This is a genomic window from Bacillus sp. A015, from assembly GCF_053851875.1.
In genome coordinates, this window is sequence record NZ_JBSPZB010000003.1 from 117185 (window position 1) to 142050 (window position 24866).

21 protein-coding genes are annotated in these 24866 nt (G+C 42.5%); 14 read left to right on the plus strand and 7 right to left on the minus strand.

Translation table 11 applies throughout. The annotated features are described in order from the left end of the window. Window positions 1-4: 4 nt before the first annotated feature. From ACSLGF_RS03875 to kduI, 5 genes are all read right to left on the minus strand, one after another. Window positions 5-1150 carry a Ger(x)C family spore germination protein gene (locus tag ACSLGF_RS03875; protein ID WP_456002718.1) on the minus strand — a complete coding sequence of 382 codons (1146 nt, stop codon included), beginning with the start codon at window positions 1148-1150 and terminating at the stop codon, window positions 5-7. Beyond that, window positions 1147-2247: a GerAB/ArcD/ProY family transporter gene (locus ACSLGF_RS03880; RefSeq protein ID WP_456002719.1), complete on the minus strand. Its 1101-nt coding sequence runs from the start codon at window positions 2245-2247 to the stop codon at window positions 1147-1149. The genes ACSLGF_RS03875 and ACSLGF_RS03880 overlap by 4 nt, the downstream gene beginning before the upstream one ends. A gap of 3 nt (window positions 2248-2250) precedes the next feature. After that, window positions 2251-3717: a spore germination protein gene (locus tag ACSLGF_RS03885; RefSeq protein ID WP_456002720.1), complete on the minus strand. Its 1467-nt coding sequence runs from the start codon at window positions 3715-3717 to the stop codon at window positions 2251-2253. A 106-nt stretch (window positions 3718-3823) separates the two neighbouring features. After that, window positions 3824-4597 (minus strand): 2-dehydro-3-deoxy-D-gluconate 5-dehydrogenase KduD, encoded by a 774-nt coding sequence (gene kduD / locus ACSLGF_RS03890; protein ID WP_456002722.1) that lies wholly within the window; start codon window positions 4595-4597, stop codon window positions 3824-3826. A gap of 4 nt (window positions 4598-4601) precedes the next feature. Next, window positions 4602-5429 (minus strand): 5-dehydro-4-deoxy-D-glucuronate isomerase, encoded by an 828-nt coding sequence (gene kduI / locus ACSLGF_RS03895; protein WP_456002724.1) that lies wholly within the window; start codon window positions 5427-5429, stop codon window positions 4602-4604. Between the two features lie 261 nt (window positions 5430-5690). Here kduI and ACSLGF_RS03900 point away from each other — a divergent pair, with 261 nt between their 5' ends. The 12 genes from ACSLGF_RS03900 to ACSLGF_RS03955 all read left to right on the plus strand — a co-directional run bounded on the left by ACSLGF_RS03900 (window position 5691) and on the right by ACSLGF_RS03955 (window position 19936). Then, complete coding sequence (locus ACSLGF_RS03900; RefSeq protein WP_456002726.1) at window positions 5691-6701, plus strand: LacI family DNA-binding transcriptional regulator; 1011 nt, start codon at window positions 5691-5693, stop codon at window positions 6699-6701. An 86-nt stretch (window positions 6702-6787) separates the two neighbouring features. After that, window positions 6788-7804, plus strand: a complete 1017-nt coding sequence (locus ACSLGF_RS03905; protein ID WP_456002728.1) for a sugar kinase — start codon at window positions 6788-6790, stop codon at window positions 7802-7804. Next, window positions 7776-8375, plus strand: a complete 600-nt coding sequence (locus ACSLGF_RS03910) for a bifunctional 4-hydroxy-2-oxoglutarate aldolase/2-dehydro-3-deoxy-phosphogluconate aldolase (RefSeq protein WP_456002730.1) — start codon at window positions 7776-7778, stop codon at window positions 8373-8375. Before ACSLGF_RS03905 ends, ACSLGF_RS03910 begins: the two co-directional genes overlap by 29 nt. Window positions 8376-8493: 118 nt before the next feature. Beyond that, window positions 8494-8949 (plus strand): GNAT family N-acetyltransferase, encoded by a 456-nt coding sequence (locus ACSLGF_RS03915; RefSeq protein ID WP_456002732.1) that lies wholly within the window; start codon window positions 8494-8496, stop codon window positions 8947-8949. Between the two features lie 68 nt (window positions 8950-9017). Next, window positions 9018-10019 carry a sugar-binding protein gene (locus ACSLGF_RS03920; protein WP_456002734.1) on the plus strand — a complete coding sequence of 334 codons (1002 nt, stop codon included), beginning with the start codon at window positions 9018-9020 and terminating at the stop codon, window positions 10017-10019. Further along, on the plus strand, window positions 10016-11458 hold the full coding sequence (locus ACSLGF_RS03925; RefSeq protein WP_456002736.1) for a sensor histidine kinase: 1443 nt from the start codon (window positions 10016-10018) through the stop codon (window positions 11456-11458). The genes ACSLGF_RS03920 and ACSLGF_RS03925 overlap by 4 nt, the downstream gene beginning before the upstream one ends. Further along, entirely contained in the window at window positions 11452-12870 is a 1419-nt protein-coding gene (locus ACSLGF_RS03930) for a response regulator transcription factor (protein WP_456002738.1), read from the plus strand. Before ACSLGF_RS03925 ends, ACSLGF_RS03930 begins: the two co-directional genes overlap by 7 nt. 102 nt (window positions 12871-12972) lie before the next feature. Continuing rightward, entirely contained in the window at window positions 12973-14238 is a 1266-nt protein-coding gene (locus ACSLGF_RS03935; protein ID WP_456002740.1) for an ABC transporter substrate-binding protein, read from the plus strand. Between the two features lie 55 nt (window positions 14239-14293). Beyond that, window positions 14294-15265: a carbohydrate ABC transporter permease gene (locus tag ACSLGF_RS03940; protein ID WP_456002742.1), complete on the plus strand. Its 972-nt coding sequence runs from the start codon at window positions 14294-14296 to the stop codon at window positions 15263-15265. Continuing rightward, on the plus strand, window positions 15262-16083 hold the full coding sequence (locus ACSLGF_RS03945) for a carbohydrate ABC transporter permease (RefSeq protein ID WP_456002744.1): 822 nt from the start codon (window positions 15262-15264) through the stop codon (window positions 16081-16083). The genes ACSLGF_RS03940 and ACSLGF_RS03945 overlap by 4 nt, the downstream gene beginning before the upstream one ends. A 147-nt stretch (window positions 16084-16230) precedes the next feature. Further along, a complete protein-coding gene (gene manA, locus ACSLGF_RS03950; RefSeq protein ID WP_456002746.1) occupies window positions 16231-17181 on the plus strand; it encodes a mannose-6-phosphate isomerase, class I in 951 nt (316 codons plus the stop codon). 124 nt (window positions 17182-17305) lie between these two features. Continuing rightward, the gene (locus tag ACSLGF_RS03955) at window positions 17306-19936 is read left to right on the plus strand and encodes an N-acetylglucosaminidase (protein WP_456002748.1); all 2631 of its coding nucleotides are present in this window, start codon (window positions 17306-17308) and stop codon (window positions 19934-19936) included. Window positions 19937-19953: 17 nt separating this feature from the next. Here the strand turns inward: ACSLGF_RS03955 and ACSLGF_RS03960 are convergent, their stop codons facing one another. Both ACSLGF_RS03960 and ACSLGF_RS03965 read right to left on the minus strand, forming a co-directional pair. Then, window positions 19954-21141, minus strand: a complete 1188-nt coding sequence (locus ACSLGF_RS03960) for a CDP-glycerol glycerophosphotransferase family protein (protein WP_456002750.1) — start codon at window positions 21139-21141, stop codon at window positions 19954-19956. 11 nt (window positions 21142-21152) lie between these two features. Further along, window positions 21153-21923 carry a WecB/TagA/CpsF family glycosyltransferase gene (locus tag ACSLGF_RS03965; protein ID WP_456002752.1) on the minus strand — a complete coding sequence of 257 codons (771 nt, stop codon included), beginning with the start codon at window positions 21921-21923 and terminating at the stop codon, window positions 21153-21155. A gap of 369 nt (window positions 21924-22292) precedes the next feature. Here ACSLGF_RS03965 and tagD point away from each other — a divergent pair, with 369 nt between their 5' ends. Beyond that, window positions 22293-22682: a glycerol-3-phosphate cytidylyltransferase gene (tagD, locus tag ACSLGF_RS03970; protein WP_008343212.1), complete on the plus strand. Its 390-nt coding sequence runs from the start codon at window positions 22293-22295 to the stop codon at window positions 22680-22682. A gap of 95 nt (window positions 22683-22777) precedes the next feature. Continuing rightward, the gene (locus ACSLGF_RS03975; RefSeq protein WP_456002754.1) at window positions 22778-24811 is read left to right on the plus strand and encodes a glycosyltransferase; all 2034 of its coding nucleotides are present in this window, start codon (window positions 22778-22780) and stop codon (window positions 24809-24811) included. Window positions 24812-24866: the final 55 nt, after the last annotated feature.

The window sequence follows — 24866 nt, forward strand, 5'->3', positions numbered from 1 at the left end:
GCTGTTACCATTTAAAGATTTTCGTTCCGCCTTCTGCACCGAAGTTCAAAATGCTGACATTTACATCATATTGGATATCAGCTTCTTGGAATAGCGTGTCCCATTCGTCACGATGCTTCTCCCAAAAGTCAGGATACTTGATGCGCACCTGACGACTTAAAAAGATCGGATCAACACCCACTTCGGTCTGCATGTGGCGGACGGCTTTATGAATCCGCCCCTTGATTTTTTGGGAAAAAATGCGCTCATAACGCTTGATGTACTGTTCATCGAATGAGTTTTCAGAGGGGTATTGATCTTCAGATAGTTTACCATTTGTTTTTACACTGACTTTAAAGGAAATCTTTCCATCTTTTAAATAAGGTTCGACCTTGGAAGCGGCTTTCTTGATTTCATATGTAATGGGATAGCCTTTGTAGGTTGCAGGAACAACTCCGCCTGAGATACGATTCATCATCCAATTTAAAGCTTGAACATCATTTGCTGGAATAAACCCTATGAGTTTTCGTGTTTTTCCATGAATGATACCTGCTCCATTATAGATGAGCTCGTCGTTAATGGCATCCACACTTTGAACAAGAAAGCTTACACCCATCTGAAAGTAATCGGACGCTCTCCCAATACGTGTTGGGAGTAAAATTTTTCCATTATAGTCCCGGTTTTTTGATGTTTCAAAGATGTGCTCAACTGGTACCTTTTGCTGCGAATTTAATTTTTGATTGATTACTTTTGACGCATTATCCCGAGTCACTAAGAGATAGCTGCTTCTTCGGACCTCATCATCTCGTATAAAGTGATTGAGTGTCCCTTGAATATCGTGATGCTCTGCCTGATTTTTGCCGAACAAAAAGATTTTGAGATGATCACTGTAGATCGGCTGGTCCTTCAAGGCGACATGACTGACAGCCTCTAGCACATTTTTTCCCTTCGATGCGACATTGACATAGCCGGTTGAAGTGGCTTCTTTTGTCCCGCCCATATTTGGTATAAGGTTTTGGTAGGTGAGCTTCACGCCTTGATCATCTGTTTCATCGATACCAACGCCGCGCACAAACGTTAATGTCTCAATGTCCTTTATGTCCCAGCACCCTGCAGTTAGAAGAAAAAGAAGACAGGACAAGCAGGATAAAAGTAAACGCCTTCGTCTCATGCAGAACGACCTCCCCATTTTTTACGTATCGCCAGCAGCATAAATGTGATAAAAGGAATGGCTAAAATGATGAACAGAGCGTAGCCGAGTAAAGTGGAAAAATAAAAGACTTCATTAATATTTTTTGGAAAAAGAGATAGGGCAGAGGTTAAGAAAAACAACAGCCATAGCAACCTCGTTACATTGGTCCTCTTAAAGACTGTGTGACACCCTTTAATGGCAAATTGGAAAAAGCCCAGCATGCAAATAAACTGCTGGCATGTCCAGATCGTCAGTAAAAAAATATCAAAGCGTTCAATGAACACCCCTTCAAGTTCTAGCGCTTGAATGAGTGAGACGGTTGGCCATGTGAGTGACATTGTTTCTCCAACGGTCATGGAACCAATCACAACAAAGAGTGTGAGAGAATACACAAGTGATGTAATTCCGACCCCGATGGCTGCGGCCCATTTTGCTTTCGACCATTTGTCTTTATAAATGAGCGGTACGACAAACAAAATCACTTCAAAGCCTGTAAATTGAATGAAGGTTTGAGAGAAAATTTTACCAAAATCTTTAAATCCGTGCGCCATGACGGGCCGCAAATAATCAAAATTAAATATTTTCAGGCTAAACAGCATCAGCCCAATATAAATAACCATCGTAATAGGGTAAACATACGTCACTATCTTCACCAATGGAAAGATACCGCTTTTTAAATGATAGATCGCTACAAGTAGAAAAATCATCACAATCACGGCCATAGGGGTCGATTGAAGAAGGAAAAACTGAACCACTTCGCCGAGTACACGCGCCTCAAAACCAACAATGGCTAGTAAATAAGCAATCATGATTAAATTAAAGAACGTGCCGAAGAAGGCACCGGCGCCTTTTGTATTAGAATCAAAGATCGTATCCGGTGCATTCTTTTCGGCAATCCAGCCTAATAAAAAAGCAATGAAAGCAAAGATGACTCCCTGTATTAATACAATGATCCAGCCATCAGGGAATCCTGAATTGGCAGAACTGCGAGGAATGGTTAAAATTCCAGCGCCTATCATTGTAGAACTGCACAGAATGGTGACTTGTAACAATGATAGCTTATCAGCTCTGTACATTGCTTACTCTCCTTGTCTTTTGATATTTTTTGTCTTGGCGGTTTTCGGTCTTGATTTAAATAGTCCTACAGGCAAACGAACGTACGTATCCTTTAAATCTGAATATGGTGAAGACAAAACAGGTGTAAAATAATCAAAACCAAAGGTCTTCAATTGCATGAGATGACAAAGTACAAATAAATAACACATGATTAAGCCGTACAAACCAAAAATAGCTGAGCTGAAAATCGCCATAAACCGAAGGATTCGTAACGGGAAGCTAAAGTCATATGATGGCGCTGTGAAATCAGCCAATGCGGTTAGTGAAACAATAATGACCATTAAGGCACTGACGATATTTGCTTGTACAGCCGCCTGACCAATAATCACGCCGCCAATCAATCCAATTGTTTGCCCAATTGCTCGAGGAAGACGAAGTCCAGCTTCTCGCAGCAGTTCAATCGTAAAAGACATGAGAATGGCTTCAACCACAGGAGGAAACGGGACATTTTGCCTACTACCTGCGATGGTGAGTGCCATCTGTGTCGGTAATAAACCGGGGTGATAAGAGACAAGGGCGATGTAGAGCCCGGGTAAAAAAATCGTTAACAGTACGGAGAAATAACGGAGTAGGCGTAAAAGAGTCGCGCTTGTCCATCGTTGATAATAATCCTCTGGTGATTGCATTAAGGCTGTAAGTGTCATAGGCAGAATAAGAGCAAAAGGTGTGCCGTCAAGCAAAATGGAAATCTTGCCTTCAAGCACAGATGCGATCACCCGATCAGGGCGTTCCGTGTTTTGAATCTGTGGAAAAATGGAAATGTGACTGTCCTCAATCAGCTGTTCAATATAGCCGGTTTCAGGGATATCATCCATTTTGATTTGCTTTATGCGTGATAGAACATCTTCTACTAGTTTTGGATCAGCAATATCACGAACGTACACGAGAGCGGCAGTTTTCTTATTACGAGTGCCTACATTCACCTTTTGAATGACAAGATTAGGATCGTTTGCACGTTCACGAAGTAAAGCCGTATTTTTTTCAAGATTCTCAATAAATCCAATCCGTGGTCCTCTGACAAGTACTTCAGATTGCGGCTCCTCTACTTCTCTAAATTGAAAAAGATTTGTTTGGAGCGCAAGTGCTTGAGTCGCTCCATCCACAAATAAAATAGCCCTGCCGCTGTATAACTGTTCGATGGCAAGGTTCATATCTTCCAGCACATCATTTTGAATGCCAAAGAACTTCTTAGACAGGGAAGGGAGTGTGGTGTGATCGACTTCGGTGATGTCCAGTTCCTTTTGCATAGGTGAAATGATTTGTTTGGAAAGCATCTCGAATTCTGTGAGTCCCTCAACGTACACGAGACATGCAGAGACAGCGGAAGGACCAAATGAAAAAGAGTGGAACACGATATCATCACTTTTCCCGGCAAAGCTTTTGACGCGTTTGATGACGGACTGTATATCTTGTTCAATACGACTTTTCATAATACCTCACCCTCATGTCATGTTTTTTATAGAGTGACTCGGAAGGAGGATAATTATGCAAATAGAAAAAAGAGAATCCCTCAAAATAGGAATTCTCTCGATATGTTTATCTCGCAAGCCAGCCGCCATCTACGGCTAAAATGTGGCCGTTCATATAATCGGAGGCAGGTGAGCTGAGAAATATGGCGGCACCGGCTAAATCCTCAGGCCGTCCCCAGCGCCCAGCAGGGATTCGCTTGAGAATCTCTTCATTCCGATTCGCATCGTCACGAATGGCTTGCGTGTTATTGGTTGCAATATAACCAGGCGCGATCGCATTCACCTGAATATGATGGCTCGCCCATTCGTTCGCAAAAGCTTTGGTCAGACCAGCGACAGCATGCTTACTCGCTGTATAAGCGGGAACAAAGACGCCGCCTTGAAACGATAGAAGGGAGGCGATGTTGACGATTTTCCCTTTCCCGCTTTTCAGCATTTGCTGTCCAACCTTTTGCGTGAGGAAAAAGAGACTGTTGATATTCACATCCATGACAGTATGCCAATTTTCCTCAGAATAGTGAGCGGCTTCTTCTCTTTTAATGGTGCCAGCATTATTGATTAAAATATCAATTGTATGCTGCTTTAAAATGGTATCGACATCCCGCTGTGCAGACTGAGGATCGGCAAAGTCGACCTGATATGCATGAAATGATCTGCCAGTCTGTTCGACAAGCGCTTTTGTTTCATCAAGTGGTGTGTGGTGGTATGTGCCGATGATATCTGCACCTGAACGGGCAAGCGCCACGGCAATACCTTGACCAATGCCAGTTCCAGAACCTGTCACAAGGGCTGTTTTGCCTTCGAGGGAAAAGAGGGACGCAACATATGATGTCGTCGTCACCTCGTTACCTCAGCTGGTCCATTGGGACAAAGTCCATATCTTTGAACGTATAGTTTTCTCCCGCCATTGCCCAAATAAATGAATAATTCGCTGTACCTGAGCCTGAATGAATGGACCAGGCAGGAGAAATAACCGCTTCCTCATTTGCGACAACGAGATGTCTCGTTTCAGATGGCTCCCCCATAAAATGAAAGACACGTGCATCTTCTTCTATATCAAGATATAAGTACACTTCCATCCGCCGGTCATGAATATGAGCAGGCATCGTGTTCCATGTGTTATTGGTTTCAAGCTGAGTTATTCCCATCATGAGCTGACAGCTTTGGATGCCGTCTGCATGGATGACCTGATACAGGTTCCGCACGTTTGAGGATGACGCTTCCCCTAAGTGATTCGGTGTTAATTCAGCGATGGCTGCCTTTTGCGTAGGATACGCTCTGTGAGCCGTTGCTGATACAAGATAGAACTTGGCCTGCTCGCCTGATGAACTAGTAAACTGTACATCTTCGTGTCCAAGACCAATATATAAGAAATCTTTATGCTTCAGCACAAAAGACTCACCATCGACTGTAACCGTTCCTTGCCCGCCGACATTCACGATGCCAATTTCTCGTCTTTCAAGGAAATAATCCGTACGTAAAAAGTTGCCAGCATCCAGCTTGATCGGTTCTGCTTTCGGCATTGCCCCGCCAATGACCACACGATCCTCATGCGAATAATATAGCTTTAATTCACCGCTGACGAATAGCGTAGGAATATGAAAATGACGACGAAGTTCCTCTGTTGTAAAACGTTTGACCTGCTCAGGATGTACAGCATAACGATTTTCCATTTGAGATAAGCCTCCCTTTCCATCTGAAACAAAATATTGGTTTTTTATTTGGTATCGGTTTCAAGGAAAATTCTAGAGGAAAAAGAGAGCGGCGTCAACCGTTAATTTGAAATCGCTTTCTTTATTATCTATTAATACGATTTTTTCCCACATCATTCAAAAAAATCTTCTGGTATTCATCAAATTATGGTATGCTCTTTTTAAGTTTATTTGAAATCGGTTTCGAAACAAATCAGAAGATTAATCGTGGGAGTTTTTTGAATGAAAGAGAAGAAGCAAACGAAAGTCACCATTAACGAAGTTGCAGCTTATGCAGGTGTTTCAAAATCAACTGTCTCCAGATATATCAATGGCAGAACAAATGAAATTTCTTCTGAAAAGGTCAAAAAAATTAAGAAAGCCATTGAGGAGCTTCATTATCGACCGAGTCAGCTCGCTCAAGGACTAAAAGTAAGAAAAAGCAAGGTCATTGGTTTTATTGTAGCCGACATTACGAACCCATTCTCTGTGGCGACGCTTCGGTGTGTCGAAGAGATTTGTGATGAATATGGATACAGCATCATGGTCTGTAACACAGATAATCGTCCAGAAAAAGAACGAGAAATGCTCCTGAAGCTGAATGCGCATTATATTGAAGGGCTCATCATCAATACAACAGGCCAAAACAATGACATTCTGCAGGATTTTAAGAAAAACGGTGTACCGATTGTTCTTGTTGACCGCAAATTACCTGAACTTAAGGTCGACACAGTGACAACGAATAACCGTGACATCACGATCCGGCTGCTTCATCAAATGTATGAGAAGGGCTACGACCATATCGCTTTCTTTACTGAGCCGGTCGATGGGATTAGTCCTCGTGAAGAACGAAAAGAAGCATATGAGCAGACAGCAATGAGTAAACATCAGAAGCCCATCATTGCAGAAATCGATTTGAAGAAAAAGGAACAAATGCGAGAAGAGATTGTCCGTTTTTTACAATCAAACCATCAGAAAAAGGCGATTTTAGCAGGCAATGGTTTACTCATGCTGAAGCTCATTAGTGAACTCGTGGAGCTTGGGATCAAGATTCCTGAGGAGATAGGCATTGCCGGGTTTGATGATACAGAATGGTATAAGCTGATTGGGCCAGGGATCACAACGGTTGCGCAGCCATCTCATGAAATGGGGAAAGCGGCCATGCAAAAAATCAAGACACGGCTTGAAGGCGATGAGAGTGCGCCCCAAACCATTCAACTCGATGGAGAAATCATTGTCAGGAAATCTTTATAAGCGAAAGGCAGAGAAGAGTATACATACGTGCATGCTCTCTCTTTTTCAACTAATTTGAAACCGGTACCAAGAGAGGGGAGAAATGAGTGAAAGCATTGGATGCGGTCACATTTGGCGAATCAATGGCGATGTTTTACGCAAAAGAAGTCGGAGAACTTCATCAAGTGCATACGTTCCAAAAGGCGCTTGCTGGTGCAGAGAGTAACGTCGCTGTCGGCCTTTCAAGGCTGGGTTTTGAGGTTGGCTGGATGAGCAAAGTCGGGGCAGACTCACTTGGCACATTTATTTTAGAAGAGCTTCAAAAAGAAGGGGTCGATACAAGTGCAGTGCTCCGTTCAAATGATGGGTCCAAAACGGGGATATTACTTAAATCAAAAGTCATTGATGGAGACCCCGACGTGACGTATTACCGGAAAGGCTCTGCTGCGAGCACAATGAGTCCAAGTGACTTTCCCTCCAACTATTTCCGGCAGGCTGGACACCTTCATATGACAGGTATTCCACCTGCACTGTCTAGTGAAATGAGAGCGTTTTCTTTTCGTGTCCTTCAAGCAATGAAGGAAGCAGGCAAAACCATTTCATTTGATCCGAACCTTAGGCTTCAGCTATGGGAAGAGGAAGAAGATATGATTCATACGGTAAACCAGATGGCCTTTCAAGTCGATTGGTTTTTCCCGGGACTTGCAGAAGGCCAAAGGCTCACGGGGTGCCACGAGCCGGAAGAGATTGCAGATGTTTATGTACAAAAAGGCGTCAAGCTAGTGGTGATTAAGCTCGGAGCAGAAGGTGCCTTTTATAAGAGTACAGCCGGTCAGGGGGTTGTGAGCGGATTTCATGTTCATGATGTCGTTGATACGGTCGGCGCTGGTGATGGATTTGCAGTGGGGGTCATTAGTGGCTTACTTGACGGCTTATCCTATGAAAAATCGGTGACAAGAGGCAATGCCATAGGGGCGCTTGCGGTGATGTCTCCAGGCGATAAGGACGGACTGCCCACTCGGGAGGAGCTTCAGGCATTTATAAAAGAAGCCAAACGGTATCACAGGCGGGAGTATATGAAGGGGGATGAGAGAGATGGGAAAGTCAGCAAGTTTGAGCGTTAAAGAGAAGCTCGCAGCCTGTAAATTGATCGCAGTGGTTAGAGCGGATAGTGAAGGAGAAGGCATTGAGATGCTTCAGCGTTTAAAGAAAAAAGGGGTGCGTGCCATTGAAGTCACGTATACCACCCCAAATGCTGAACGCATCATCGCATCCTTTCGGCATGAGCAAGACCTGATTGTAGGAGCGGGAACGATCACGACGCTTGAACAGGCTCAATCAGCCATTGAGGCAGGCTCACAATTTATTGTCAGTCCAGGATATCTCCCTGTGATTGGAGAGCATCTATCATTTCACGATACACTCTATGTGCCAGGTGTCCTGACCCCGAGTGAAATCATGCAGGCAAAAGCAAATGGATACCGCTTGCTCAAGCTTTTTCCAAGCGGCTCCTTCGGTTTGTCCTATATGAAAAACTTACAAGGCCCGTTTCCAGAGGTTGAATTTATTCCAACAGGCGGCATTCATCCAGTCGATGTCCCAAAATGGCTCGCAGCAGGTGCTGTGGCAGTAGGTGTCGGCAGTCAGCTTGGAAGCAGTACAGCAGAAGAATTACAAGCGGTTCTTTCTTCATAAATACTTGATATGACACAAACAACTGGCTCATGGATGCCGGTTGTTTGTTCGTTTATCTGACATAACAGCGGGTAAGATTCGACTCTTCACGTACAATGGTCGTGAAGGAGGGATTGGAATGTACATTCAACAAGATGAACTCACGGATGGACGGATAGAGCAGCTGATCACCGGTCATGTAGAAGAGATGAAGGAGCATTCTCCGCCAGAAAGCATTCATGCCCTTCCATTAGACGATTTGAAAAAACAAGATGTCACAGTGTGGAGTGTATGGGATGGAGAGGAGCTTCTTGGCTGCGGAGCGATAAAGGAGCTATCAAATGAACATGGTGAAATCAAATCGATGAGGACGGCAGCTCTCCATATGCGAAAAGGGGTAGCAAGGCAAATGCTGACCTACCTTCTCCAAGAAGCCAAACAGCGAGGCTATACACGTGTCAGCCTCGAAACAGGTGCGATGGCTTTCTTTGAACCAGCAAGAAGACTATATGAAAGCTTTGGGTTTCAATATTGTCCGTCTTTTGGTTCATATCAAGAAGATCCAAACAGTTTATTTATGACAAAGGAATTATAGAGGTCGAGAGAGTATGCTTATAAGCAGCTCTTTTTTTATGCGGCAACAATGAAAGGAGGGTGATGTGAGTGAAGCTGTCTAAGTTGATAGGAATAGGCGCACTTCTCACATTTTGTGTGCTATCCGTCATTTTTTTATGTGTATTAGGTCAAGATTTATTTAAAATTGAAAACGCTTCCGATAAAGCGGTATCAACATATCAATATCACTTTGTCCTTGTACCGGAGGAACTTGATAACGAATATTGGCAACTGGTGCAAAAGGGAGCTGCTGATGCGGCGGCCGTTCATCGTGTGTATCTCGAATACCTGGGCCCAAAGCAGGCTGATTTGGATGATCATCTTAAAACCATTGATATGGCGATCGCTGGGCATGTAGATGGTATTATGACGCAGGGACTTGACGCGAAGAAATACAAACCGCTCTTTCAAAAAGCAAGGGAAAAAGGCATTGATGTCGTCACAGTCGATACGGATGCAGAGGGGAGCAAGCGTCAAGTGTATGTTGGAACGGATAATTATTATTCAGGCTTTATCGCAGGGCAGGCGCTCATCGCAGATACAAAAGGCGAACAGTATGTAGGAATTGTCACGGGCCGGCTTGATGCCATCCATCAGAAGCTGCGTGTCAAGGGATTTCGAGATGCCGTTTCTGCTGAAAAACGCATTCATATTGCTGGAATAGAAGAATCAGCCATTACGAAGTCAGGGGCTTCCGGTGCAGCGTATAAACTATTAAACAATCATGCAGAGCTGACCGCATTTTATGGAACAAGCGCATTAGATGGTGTCGGCATCATTCAAACAACAGAGCAATATCGATCATCCACTGATTTTTATGTGCTCGCATTTGATACATTGCCTGATACGATTCAGGCGCTTGATGATGAAAAAATCGATGCGGTGGTCGTGCAGCACCCTTATGAAATGGGCTACCAAGCGGTTGAATCACTTGTTCGTTTGCAGAAAGGCGAAAAGGAAGAAGCGCTGCAGTACACGGGAACGAGTGTGATTCGGCGCGGGGATTTGCCTCTTCATCAAACAGAAAGACCACAGGGGGTTCAGCCATGAGAAGGATTCGAAGTAAATTGTTATTGGCATTTTTAATCCTTGTGCTCCTTGGTAACGTGGCTGCTTTTTTTGTCTATTGGAGCAGCTCTAAATTAACCTCAGAATATAGCAGGAGCTTTCGTTCTTTTCTCCTGCTTAATGATATATCCACAGAGGCAAAAACGATGTATGAAAAGGTCAATGCCTATGCCATTGAAAAGGATCGGCAGTTTGCCAGAGAATATCTTGAATCAAAACAGAAAATGAAATCCTATGATCAGGCGCTGCTAAAAGATGCCGGGCTTCATGCGGCGATACCCTCTATTGAAAAATATCAATATATGATGCGGACGCTCATGAATGAAAGTGATGCGACCATGACACATGTAAAAGAAGGGGAAATCAAAGAATATGCTGCAAGTGTGAAGGAGGTGAGAACAGTCTCCTCCTATATACAAGAGCAGACGATGACCCTGCTAGATGATGAATTATCTGAGTATCAGGTACTCTATCAATCACTTCAAAAAAGACATCAAACTTATGCGCTCTTTACCCTGTGTCTGTTTACGTTATCGATTGGGGTCGCATTATGGATGGCATATATCATTGCTGGCGGGATATCAAGGCCAATCGTCCACCTGTCTCGAAGTGCCAAAGAAGTATCAGAAGGAAATTTTGATGGAGCGAATTTGCATGTCACATCAAAGGACGAAATATCCGTGTTAAATGAGGCCTTTCAACGAATGCGGCAAGAGATGAAAATGATGATTGAAGAGATGAAACAAAAGGCTGCCTTAGATCAAAAAATCAAAGACATGAAGTTGAAAACGCTGCAAAACCAAATGAATCCACACTTTTTATTTAACACATTAAACATCGTATCACGCATGGCTTACTTAGAATCAGCAGATGCCACATCGAGATTGATTCAATCGGTTTCCACGCTGATGCGGTATTCACTGTCTACTCTCAGTACGTCCGTTACATTGGAACAAGAAGTGAAAGTGGTCAAAGAATATTTTCATATCCAAGAAACGAGATTTGCCGATCGTATTACATGCAAAACGACCATAGATGAGTCGTGTCTATCTGTTCACATTCCAAGTCTCACATTACAGCCGCTTGTCGAAAATGCCTTTATTCATGGAGTAGAACCAAAGGAGGAAGGCGGGCTTGTTGAGCTTTCCATCTATCAAGACAATGGCTTTGTGATGATTCGGATTCGGGACAATGGGACAGGAATCAATGAAAGAGAGAAAAAAAGATTGCTATCGGAAAAAGAAGAGGATGATCCGAACACACTGAATAAAGGCCATTCTACAGGAATTGGTCTTCGAAATGTGGTGTCAAGACTGCGTTTGTTTTACGGAGTGCAAGATGCCCTTCAAATTGATTCAAAGCCAAACGAAGGCACCACCATTCAATTGGCGATTCCGATAAAGGAGGGACCTGTATGCTGAACGTGCTGATTGTGGATGATGAAAAAATAGAACGAATGGCGATGCGGAAGTTCATGACCGAATGGCTCCCGGAGTGTCATATTGCAGGGGAAGCTGAAAATGGAAAGAAGGCGGTTGAATTTGCGCGGTCGAAGCCGATTGATCTTGTGCTCATGGATATTCAGATGCCTGGCATGGATGGATTGACAGCCATCAAACAGATCAAAGCAAGCAGCCCGCATACAAAATTTATTATGCTGACAGCCTACGATACGTTTAATTATGCCAAGCAAGCGATGCAGGAAGGGGTTAAACAATACCTCGTCAAACCAGCTGATAAAGACGAAACCATTGCAGCCATTCGATCTGTTGCGGCAGAAATTGAGCAGGAGGCGTCTCAGCGGCAGGCAGCGACGGTCAATCAGCAGTCAAAGTGGCTGGAAGCCCATGTGATCAACGGTCAATCTTATACCTTCACTGAGTTTCAACAATTGTTCCAAGAATGTGAAGCAGGTCTCGTCATCGCTGTTCAGCGGGCAGGCGGGGATCAGCTGTTGAATGATTTACAGCAGTCCGCTCTTTTTCAAGCGGTGCCTATTCAGATGGGCGGTGAGCTGTTTACATGCTTCATTTATAGTCACCAAGGACCAGGTCAGCTAAAGGCAGATGTACTGCAAGCCATTCGAGCTGCCATGACAAGCGGACATCCTTCACCTGTCGTTGGCATGGGGCACCCAGTCTCAAACCCACTTCATCTTCAGAAAAGTGCAGCAGAAGCGAAGCTTTCCTATTATCAGCGGAAAAAGAATGGCAGCGTTGTTCGTTATGGTTTTTACAATACAGAAGTGCAGTCCAATCTGTTGATCAATCTTCCCGAGCTTGCTGACGACATAATGCTGGCAATGGAAGAAGGAAGAAGAGAGGATGCGCTTGCCTTATTTGATGCCTTCCAATTAGAGGGGGCGGCACTTACACATGTAAAAGAGCTGCTGATTCTATTAAAATCACGACTCCGTGCAGACCTCTCCATTTTGGCCATCAGCACAGCAGCAGAATGCCGCCAGTGCTGTGAGCATCTATTTGACGTGTATGAAGCGAGAACCCAGACCGTGAATGACATCGAGCGGGCAAAACGTTACATCAAAACGCATTTCTGCGAACATATCACGCTCGAGCAAACTGCCGCCTATGTTGACTTAAGCCCAACCTATTTCACAAAGCGCTTTAAAGATGAGACGGGTCTGACGTTTAAAGAATATGTGACGACCTGCCGGCTGGATAAAATCAAGAAGCTTCTCAAAAACAGCTCGCTTAGTTTAAAAGAAATCACTTATCAGGCAGGATATACCGACCCCAATTACGTCAGCCGTGTCTTTAAGAAAATGGTCGGTTGTTCACCGAAGGAATATCGAAAACCGGCCGTAAAAAAATGAAGAATTTCATAAAAAAGTGAAGAAGTTTGCCTGAAAAAAAGCAATGATCTACCATTATACTTATTTTGATAACGCTTACAAAATAGGGATGGGGGATCAATCATGAAGTTCAAATTAGGCTTTACTTTGTTGGCACTCTGCATGCTTCTCGTCACGGCTTGCAGTACATCGACGAACTCAGATGCAAAAAAAGAGGGCGGAGCGGAGAAGCTTGAAATTTTCTCTTGGTGGACAGGAGCAGGTGAGGAAGACGGACTGAAAGCACTCATTCAATTGTTTGAAGAGAAAAATAAAGAGATTCCAATTGAAAATGCAGCCGTCGCAGGTGGTGCTGGTACGAATGCAAAGGCTGTTTTGACGAGCCGGATGCAAGGAAATGATCCGCCAGCTACCTTCCAAGTACATGGCGGGGCAGAGCTGAACGAGAGCTGGGTCGCGGCAGGCAAAATGGAGCCGCTGGATGATCTTTATGAAAAAGAAGGCTGGAAGGACAAATTCCCAGAATCACTGATTCACCTTGTGAGCAAAGATGGGAAGATCTATTCAGTTCCAGTGAATATTCACCGAGGCAATGTGCTTTGGTATAACAAAAAGGTATTTGAAGACCAAGGTTTAGAGCCGCCAACGACATTTGATGAATTTTTCAAAACAGCAGATGCATTAAAGAAAAAAGGGATTACTCCACTTGCGCTTGGGGATAAAGAGCCTTGGGCAGCGACTCACTTGTTTGAGAGTGTTCTGCTTGGTGTATTAGGCGCAGATGATTATCAAAAACTTTGGGCGGGCAACTTGAACATGGATGACACAAAAGTGAAGGAAGCGGCAGACATCTTTGGACGTATGCTCGAGTATGTAAACGACGATCATAGCTCTCGTAACTGGCAGGATGCCTCACAGCTCGTGGCAAAAGGGGAAGCGGCGATGAATGTCATGGGCGACTGGGCGAAGGGATACTTTGTCAACGATCTGGACTTGAAGGTGAACAAAGATTTTGGTTACGTGGCGACCCCTGGAACGGAGGGAAGCTTTATGGTGATCACCGATACGTTCGGCCTGCCGAAGGGTGTCAAACAGCCGGAAAACGTGAAAAAATTCTTATCTGTCTTAGGATCTGTGGAAGGACAGGATGCGTTTAATCCGCTGAAGGGATCGATTCCGGCACGTGTGGATGCGGATGTATCAAAATATGATGAATACGGAAAATCGGCGATGAAGGCATTTAAAGAGTCAAAACTAGCGCCGTCTCTCGCCCATGGCTCAGCTGCTGAAGAAGGCTTTGTGACGAAAGCAAACCAAGCCGTCAATATTTTCGTGACACAAAAAGACAGCAGCCAGTTTGTTTCATCTTTAAAAGATTCAATGAAATAAAGACGAAGGAGGCGGCGACCAGGCACCGCCTCTTTTTTAAAAAGGAGTGTATCTCATGCGCATGGACACATCGCCGATCACAAAAACATCAGCGCCGAAAGTGAAACGTGTTCGGAAAAAATGGAATGGAGACCAGCTGCTTGCCCTGCTATTTTTAGCCCCGTCAGCTGTTTTATTATTCATCTTTGTTTACGGCTTTATTGGCTGGACAGGGTATGTTTCATTATCAAACTGGACCTCGCTTGTACCAGATTTCTCTTTCGCAGGACTTCGCAATTATGTCATGCTGTTTCAAGATTTCCGCTTTCAGTCAGATCTACGAAACACGGTCTTTTTTACTCTATTCTTTATTGGAGCCGTCATAGCCTCTGGGCTCGCACTTGCGATTTTACTAGACCAGAAGATCAAGGGTGAATCTCTTTTCCGGAATTTATTCTTCTTTCCGATGGCCCTTTCCTTCGTTGTGACAGGTGTCGTGTGGCAATGGATTTTAAATCCGTCAACTGGAGTGAATTTATTTTTGAAAACGCTAGGCATCCAGCCTAAGTGGTACACGGATACGAATATTTTAGCTGGATTTGTCTGGGGGAAAATTGAATTTGGTGTACCAGCGGCGATGATTGCAGTCGTCATTGCAGCTGTGTGGCAAATGACTGGGTTCTCGCTTGCGATGTATTTGGCAGGTCTTAGAGGAATTCCAGAGGAAGTGAGAGAGGCTGCTAGAATAGATGGAGCAACTGAGTGGCAAATCTACCGAAAAATTATTTTTCCGCTTTTAAAACCGATTACTGCAAGTGTCATTATTATCATGGCTCATATTTCTTTAAAGATTTTCGATTTGATTTACTCGATGACAGGACCGGGTGCAAACTTTGTGACGGATGTACCGGGCGTTTATATGTTTGAAATGACCTTTAGAGGAAACCATTATGCAGGCGGTGCTGCCATTGCGATCGTCATGCTGATCTCTGTTGCGGTCTTTATCGTGCCATATCTCCTGTCGAGCCGGAAGGGGGCTTCATCATGACAGCCAGATGGTTTGTCCGTCCAGTTCTCTATGCTTTATTGATTCTATGCAGCCTCTTTTTTCTAATGCCTGTCTATGTCATGCTCGTCACAAGCTTAAAGCCATTAGGTGAAGTCACCCTTGAGCAAATGTGGTCGCTTCCATCAGCTCTTGATTTTTCAAGCTATCAAATCGCTTTTGAAAAGCTATCGCCTAATTTGATGAATTCACTTTATCTTGTCATTCCTGCTACCTTATTGTCAGCCGTATTAGGTGCAATGAATGGCTATGTCCTATCAAAATGGCGTTTTAAAGGGTCAGAAGTGGTTTTTACGTTGATGCTGTTTGGTATGTTTATTCCGTATCAAAGCATCCTCATTCCACTCATTCAATTTTTACGTGAAGTCGGATTGTATAATTCGATTCCAGGTCTAGTGCTTGTCCATGTCGTATATGGTCTTCCGATCACAACACTCATGTTTCGCAATTTCTATGTGAGCATCCCTGATGAAATGATTGAATCGGCCAAAATGGATGGCGCAGGGTTTATCGGGATTTTCAGACATATGATTCTTCCGCTTTCCATCACAGGATTTGTCGTGGTCGCCATTTGGCAGTTTACCAATGTGTGGAATGAGTTTTTATTTGCGGTCACGATGACCACTGCGGAGCATCAGCCAGTCATGGTCGCTTTGCAAAATCTATCAGGCAGCCAAATTGTGCAATGGAACGTCCAAATGGCAGGAGCCATTTTGGCCGCACTGCCGACACTTTTGGTGTATATTCTGCTCGGAAAATACTTTGTAAAGGGGCTTCTCGCAGGCTCTGTCAAAGGATAAAGAAATTTTCATGTTATCGTTTTCATTTGGTGTACTGAAAGGATTGACTTCTCTTTAGATAGCGTCATAATAAAAGTTGAGACTTACTAGTTTTCATCATGCTAGGCAAGGATTATCAAAGGGTAGCAAAGGGAGGAGTCATCCTGAATGAAGCAGTCACCAATTTTTTTACTGCCTGAATTGAAGGAGAGAATATGGGGAGGTACAGCCTTAAGGGATCAGTTTGGCTATGATATTCCTTCTGATCAAACGGGAGAATGCTGGGCAATTTCTGCTCATCCAAACGGACCAAGTGTCGTGCAAGACGGTCCATATAAAGGGAAAACGTTGATCGAACTATGGGACAATCACAGAGAATTGTTCGGGGGAATAGAAGGCGATCGCTTCCCGCTGTTAACAAAAATTTTAGATGCAAACCAAGACTTGTCCGTTCAAGTTCATCCAGATGATGATTATGCTGAAAGACATGAAAATGGAGAGCTTGGGAAAACAGAGTGCTGGTATATCATTGACTGCAAAGAAGGAGCAGAAATGATCTATGGGCACAATGCAAGAACAAGAACTGAGCTAGTGACCATGATGAACAGCGGAGATTGGGAAGGTCTTTTGCGGCGAGTGAAGATTAAGCCTGGTGATTTTTATTATGTGCCAAGCGGTACCATTCATGCGCTATGCGAAGGAACACTTGTCCTCGAAACGCAGCAAAGCTCAGATACAACCTATCGGGTATATGATTATGAACGAAAAGACCAAGATGGCAATGAACGTGAACTTCATTTTGCGCAAGCCATTGATGTCACAACGGTTCCTCATGTAGACGGTTATGCAGATGAATCAGTCGAAACACGTCAAGGAGTGACCATTAGAACATTTGTAGAAGCAGAATATTTCTCTGTGTATAAATGGGAAATTGATCAAAAAGTAGAGCTTTCGCAAGATGATCCATTTTTGCTGTGCAGTGTCATTAAGGGAGAAGGGTCTATAGAGCATGATGGGAACATATATCCACTGCCAAAAGGGGCTCATTTTATCCTGCCAGCTGAAACAGGGAGCTTCTCAATTGAAGGATCTTGTGAACTGATTGTGTCACATATATAAAGGAAAAGAGGACTTCAATGGGGTCCTCTATTTTCTATTGCATAAATGACTTGAAAGAAGACTTGTTTTTGCCGATAAAGAGATTAGTAGACGATTATGCAAAGTTAAGAGAGGGACAGGGAACGTGAAAAAAACCATCAAAATAATGTTACTCGCAGCTGCCTTTGGTATGACATTACACACAGGCAAAGAAGCGCAGGCAGCCTCCTATGTCGATCAATCCATTTATACGATTAGCACCTCAAAAGTATTTACAACAGAAACAGAAGTGAAAAAAGCAGTAGAAACACTGAAAAAAGACAAAAAGTGGACAGCAAGTTATCAAACCTCAGGGAATACGTCGACCTATCAGCTCACTGCGTCAGGATATGACTCACAAGCTGCAGCCAATGCAAGTGCTGCGGCATTAAGAAAAGAGGTGGGTATGAGCGGTACTGTGTCTCCAGTAGGTGACCGCCTTCCTTTACAAAAGATCGTATCTGACCCAATCAACACTGAAAGTCAGGCGAAAAAGCTCTCGCTCGAGCTGACGAAAACATCAGGGCTCAATAGCTCCTATGAAGTCATCAATCAAAGCAGGCCTTCTTATCAGGTCATATCAGGAACCATTGATTCTGAAACGAAAGTCAAAAATATTCAAACGGAATTACAAAAGCAGGCCGGAGTTACCAGTACATACCAAACCGAAAACAAAGCTGGCACCGTGTATCAGCTGATCTCAGGCGGTATTGTTGGACAAAGTAAGGCGAATACCATCCTGCAAGGCTTTCAAAAGGAGTCTGGTTTAAAAGCAGTGCGTCAAACGGTGACAGCAGGCAAGCCGTATTACATCGTCACATCAGCTGCACAAGCTAACCAGTCTAAAGCCAAGACACTTCTGAGCCAGCTGCAAAAAGAAGCAAAAATCAGCGGGAAGATTCAGAAGGCAGGAGCCGTTAAGAATGTCTATCGCATGGAATCAGGCTATTTCAAAGACAGCAAACAAGCTGCCTCAGCTGCGGCTCAGATTAAGAAACAAACCGGTGCTGCAGGTACTGTGCAGCGAGTAGGGAAAACAAAAAATTATATCGTGAAGCTCAATCAATTAAACGATACAGCTTATGCAAAAACAGTTGCCTTTTTCAAGAAAAAGAAATGGCGCTATACATCCAAAAAAATCTCTTCTACACAGCCATATCAAGTAGTGACTGGGAACCTTTTAGGAGATGATCAAGCGAAAAAAGCGGCGGCCTTCTTCCAAAAGAAAAAGGTATCTGCGACAACGAAAAAAACGGGCAAGGTATCTGATAGCACGTATCGACTCGTTGTCAATCAAGCAACGGACCAAGCAAAAGTGAAAAAAGGTGCCGCATACTTAAAGGCACAAAAGGTGACAAGTAACATCACAACAGGTAAGGGACAAGCCGTCACCAAAGCGTATAGCCTGATGACAACACCTGTATATGATCAAAGCAAAGTGAAGCAGGCGCAAGAGATCATCAAGAAAAATGGGGTTGCCAGCAGTACAAAAACTTTAACAGAAGCTGTCAAGCAATACCGTATTACGACAGAGGCGACTGTGAATCAGACAAAACTCAATCAAGCACTTAGCTATTTGACGAAACAAAAAATGAAGGCAGCTGCCCAAAAAACGGGTACAACTGATTATGGGCAATATCAAATGAAAACAGGGATCATTGCGACTGCTGCATTGCGTGATCAAGGCATGGCATTTTTCAAAAAACGGAATGAAACAGCTGCTTATACAACGACAACAAAACCGGCATATAAAATCAACATAACGCAGCAATTCACAGGGTTAGCAAATGCAAATGCGGCCATTGCTTTTGTGAAAAGCCAATATGGCTGGACAGCCACCGCAACAAAAATCAAAAATGGCCCGATGGTCATGCAAACGAATTATAACCTCACTGTCAATGAGATGGTGAACAAACAAATGAAGGTGTCACCACAGACAGATGGTGCGGCTTATGTTTATGCGACATATGTAGATCCAGCGACGTCAACAGTGAATACGGATGGGTTAAATGTACGCTCTACACCTGATTCAAGCTCTGCAAGCAACATCGTGGCACAGCTGAACAAAGGCACAAAAGTGAAACAGCTCGGGAAAGAAGGAAACTGGATAAAGATCAGCCTTGGCTGGAGAAATGCGAGTTCAGCAGAAGTATTAAAATATGTAGACCCAGCTAATATCGCTGAGGGCACTCAATCGTATTTTCAATTTCTCAAACTCTCTGAAGCTGCGAACCTCAATCCGGCAGAAGTCAATTCGAAGATTTTAGCAGGGAAAGGGATTCTTGCTGGAAAAGGACAAGCCTTTATTACAGCAGCGAAAACGTATCATATTAACGAAATCTATTTGATTTCTCATGCGCTGCTTGAAACAGGTAACGGAAGTTCAATTTTAGCGAATGGTACAATGTTTAATGGAAAGAAAGTGTATAACATGTATGGCATTGGCGCATACGACAGCAATCCGAATTATCTCGGTGCAAAGTATGCGTATGAACAGCAATGGTTCACGCCAGAGGCAGCCATTATTGGCGGGGCCAAATTCATTGGCAACAGCTATATCAATAACGCCACATACAAACAAGATACCATTTATAAAATGCGCTGGTCTAGTGCAGCTACTCATCAATATGCTACGGATATTGGATGGGCATATAAGCAAGTCACTCGTATGTATAGTTTGTATAACTTACTTGATAACTATACGCTGTATTATGATATCCCGGTTTATAACAAATAAAAAAACGTCCGTGCTTCCTAATGAGAAGCCGGACGTTTTTTGTGTAAGAGCTGCTGTTCAATAAATGTTAAGAGCTGCTCACTTGATTGCCCCTTTGAATATTGGTTCCATTCCTCAGCGAAGGTTTTTAATAGGTCTCGATTGGCTGATTCGTTTAGATGTAAAAGCTCCTTCAAGAGCATGTCTTGAGTGACGCAAGCCTTTCCGGGAATGATGTCTTCATAACGGTCGACTAAGCCCCGTTTATTTCGATAAGTCTCTAGATCATAAGTGAAGAACAAAACAGGTTTTTCGAGCAGCGCATATTCAAACACAATCGACGAATAATCCGTAATCAGGACATCGCAAGCACAGAGTAAGGGATAGAGCGGCTGATCGGACACATCAAATATCCATTCACTATCTGTTTCTGTCTTCGCTAAATGTTTGACTGCAGGATGAAGCTTGACGAGCAGGATGTAGTCGCCATTCAGCTCTGTCTGCAATTGCTCCTTTGAAAAGGGCAGGACAAGACCGTCCATGGCAAAATCTCGATAGGTCGGTGCATAAAGCAGAATGTTTTTCCCTTTTGGAAAATCATCCGGCTTTAAGGAAGGCGGGCGCTGATTATAGTACACATCCGTCAGCGGCACACCTGTTTGTAAAAAACGTTCGTCATTTACCCCAAACGATGACTTGAAAATCTCACGCATGTGATCTGAACCCGTAACGATATAATCGAAAGACGCATAGACCCGCTTGAAGCGTTCGATATCACGTGGACTCCGGTATGAATTTGAAGCGTCTTCAAGACCAAATTTTTTCAAAGCGCCATTGGCATGCCATACTTGAATACAGGTTGTAGAAGGTCTGTTTCTTAGCACACTTGTCATGAGAAAGTAATTATCCGTCACAACGACCTTGCTTTTCAGCATCGTATACATACATTGAATGAGATGGAAGGGATTTTTTTCATGAAAATAGCGAAATGACAGATGAGACCCGTCCTTTTCTATATTGAAAGCATGCTTCGTATAGAGGACTGTCAGCTTCATCGTCATATTCGCTTGTTGTTGATAAGTATCAATGAGAGCAGCCGCATTCTCCTGGAATGAAACAAGCAGCGTCACCTGATTTTCACGCGGTTTCACGCCGCTCATCAGCCATCCAATAAAAGAAACGAAAGCTGCATAACATGAAATGATTATTGAACGTATATTCATCATTGATCAGTCTCTCACAGCTGCTTCGTCTGATCCTTTATTTGCTCAGGATAGTAACGTTTCTTCCCTTTGTTTTCCTTCAATACGGCAAAGGCGTACTTTGGAATATTCAGCATTCTTTTCCATCTCCACGGATTGACAATCAGTCTGTACAGCCATTCCGTATTTGTCTTAATCATCCAGCGTGGTGCACGCTTCACTGTGCCGCTAAATACATCGAAGCTTCCGCCTAAACCGATGCAAACAGCCTGCGGGAATAAATGGCGGTATTCATAAATAAAGTTCTCCTGGTTTGGATAACCTAAAGCAACGAACACCATATCTGCTTTCGAGCGAGCGATTTGTTTCGCCACGAAACGTTTATCGGCATGATAGCCGTCACAGCTGCCTGCAATGACCACATTTGGATATTCCGTATCAATTCGCTGTTTGACAGCCTCAAGCACTTCTTTTTTCGCACCATATAAAAAGATTCTTTTAGACTGCTTGTTTGCAAGGTTAAGCATAGACATGAAGACATCAAAGCCTGCAATTCTTGATTTAAGCGGACTCTGTGTCATGCGTGACATCAACACGACGCCCACACCATCCGGCAATACATAATCCGCAGAAGAGACTACTTGATGGTACGCATCATCCTTCATGACGGCATAGCCAATCTCTGGATTCACCGTCGCAATCATGGCGCCTCTTTTCTGAGAAATATGATGATGGTTGATATAGCTGATAAATTCATCTAAGTCGCCGTTTACATAAGAAAGGTTAGAGACCACTTCTGTTTGCATTGTTTAGACCTCCTTTTTCCTCTTGTTATCTATGAACGTTCATTGTAAATTCATTCTTCGCCTACTCATCATTTTATCACAGTTGCTCCATGAAATATTAACAATAACTTTACAATCCTTTAAATTTCATGACATTTTCGTCAATTCATATGGTGAAAAAAACGTGAAACATTGATTTTTCGGACTTTTACTATCCTATCCATTAAAATGGAAATAGTTTGTCTTTACATCTGCTTAACGTTTGATGGGCACTGTGATATAATGAGATTCCGAAGAGCGAAAAAACTGACCGAAGATAATAGGATTACGGATAAACATTACTGCTTGAAGCAGACGAATAAGGATGAAAGAAAGGAGTTTATGTTTGCAATGAAGAAAGTTATTACTTACGGTACATTTGATTTATTACACTGGGGGCACATTAAGCTGCTGGAGCGTGCAAAGCAGCTTGGAGATTACTTAGTGGTGGCCATCTCTACAGATGAGTTTAATTTACAAAAATCAAAAAAGGCTTATCATAGCTACGAGCATCGAAAGCTGATTTTAGAGACCATTCGTTATGTAGACGAAGTCATTCCAGAAAACAGCTGGGATCAAAAAGTCCGTGACGTGCAAGAGCACGACATCGATGTGTTTGTCATGGGAGATGACTGGGAAGGTAAATTCGATTTCTTGAAAGAGCATTGCGAAGTCGTATACTTGAAGAGAACAGAAGGCATCTCTACAACACAAATTAAGGAAGAAATTGCAGGACTTTAATAGATTGAAATAAGAGTACTTCTTATCATTTGGTGAGAAGTACTTTTTCATGTTAACATATTCTTTTAAAATTTATTTAAATATCGACGGAATAAATGGACAACAATGAAAGGTTGAGTGTTTTGATCCGAAAATGGTTTAACAAGCTTAGAAAAAAGACACATAAAAATAATCAAAGTCAACCGCAACAACAATTGCAAATTCCTGATATGGAGTATTACTTTATTACTGGAAGAATTAAAGAAAAATATGGTGGTATGACGAAGTCGTTATTGCTACGTGCGAAACTATTTGGGTTGAAGAATATTTCATCTCATTTTTTAACCTTTTCATATGACCCTGAATTTTCTCGGAAAGTGAAAGGGATCATGGACAAACAAATAGTGAATCCTAAAATGACAAAAATTCAAAATATGTATGTAGACTTCCTTATTCCAAATAGTAAACCAGAGGAACAGTATCACCCATCTTATCACCCTGACAACATCAATGAAGTGGTAATTGATCATGAAGATCCATCTGTTCGATTCATTAGGAATGAACAAACAAATCAAATTGAGATGATTGAGTTCTTTCATCAAAATCAGCAAATGGAAAAGCGTGAGGAATACAATACACAAGGGCAGTTGCATAAAGTTTCTTATTTCTCTCAGGAAACGGGCAAAGTCTATCAAGAACTATTCATTTATGAGCACACCCATATTTATATGAAAAAAGAGTATGCTGATCTTGAAGAAGAGTCTAAAAATAAATTAAAAGAAATGATATGGTATGCTCAGGAAGGGATAAAAACCTTTAAAAATGAAAAGGCATTAAGACAAGAGTGGCTCATGACTATTCAGTATAAAAATGATCGGAAAAAGCTCTTTTTAGTTGATAGTCGGAAGCAGGATAAGTATGTTTTTCAATTAAAAAAAAGAAGCTCTTCTTACTACTCAGCAATTATTCACAGTAAACACTACGAAACAGAAAAGACAGCATTACGTTCTGATTACAATGAGTTATTTACCCAGATAAGAAAACAAAAAGTAGATGCCGTCTTCTTTATCACTGAAGAGCAAAAAACAGATGTAGTGAAACAATTCGGTCATCAAAATATATTCTTTTTAACGCCACATACACTAGACCGTTCGTCACATCAAGTACAAGATCATTATATGGCTGATCCACATAAGGTGCTGATGATGGCGAGATTAACTAAAATCAAGAATGTCATAGATGCCATCCGTTCGTTTCAATTTGTTATAAAAGAAGTACCAAGTGCGAGGCTTGAAATCTTTGGTTCTGGTCCTCAAGAAAAGCAGCTAAAACAGGAAATTAAAAAATTAAATTTAGAAAAGAATGTCTTTTTGAAAGGGTTCACTCAAAATCCCGATGATGAATTTAGAACAGCTAGAATGTCTATTTCTACCTCTGTCTTTGAAGGCTGTCCATTATCTATTATGGAATCAATTGTTAACAATTGCCCTGTGATTACTTATAATTACGATTATGGTGCTAGCACGCTTGTGAAAAATGAGTTTAATGGCTTTGTTGTAGAGCAATATGAAGTGAAACAGCTAGCTAACAAAATCATTGAATTGTTAAAAAACGATGAACAGTATCAAATTTTTTCAGAAAATTGTCAGGAGATTGCAGAGATATATTCAATCCCGAACTATTATGAAAACTGGATAACGGCACTCCACAAAATGATAGAAGTTCGAGAAAAAAGAGACCAAATTCAACGCATGATGAAGCCTATTCATTTCAAATTGGTAGACATTAGTAGTAAACATCATGTTCTTTCATTAGACTTGCAAATGGAAGGTGTGATTGAAAAACGGAAAAAGGTTATATTAGAACTTGTCGGATACGATCGGGATAACCATGCTGAGTTATTCTCTAAACAAGTCAAAAATTTAAAGGTATCCTTCCCAATTGGACATGCATTCATAAAGGCGGCATTGAAGCGAAACAAAACAAAATACGTTGATTTCTATATGAGAATGAGAGATGAAGAATTCAATGAAATCACTCAGCGGTTACCAATCGCCGAGCATTTGCTCAATGAAAAAGATGTGTCAAAGGTTGACGGTGTTTCTTACAAGACAATTAAAGGGAATTATTCTTGGAAGGTGAATAAATAAATAATAGAAACTTTTATTTATAATACATCGTGTTATGAGTATGAGAAGCATAAGA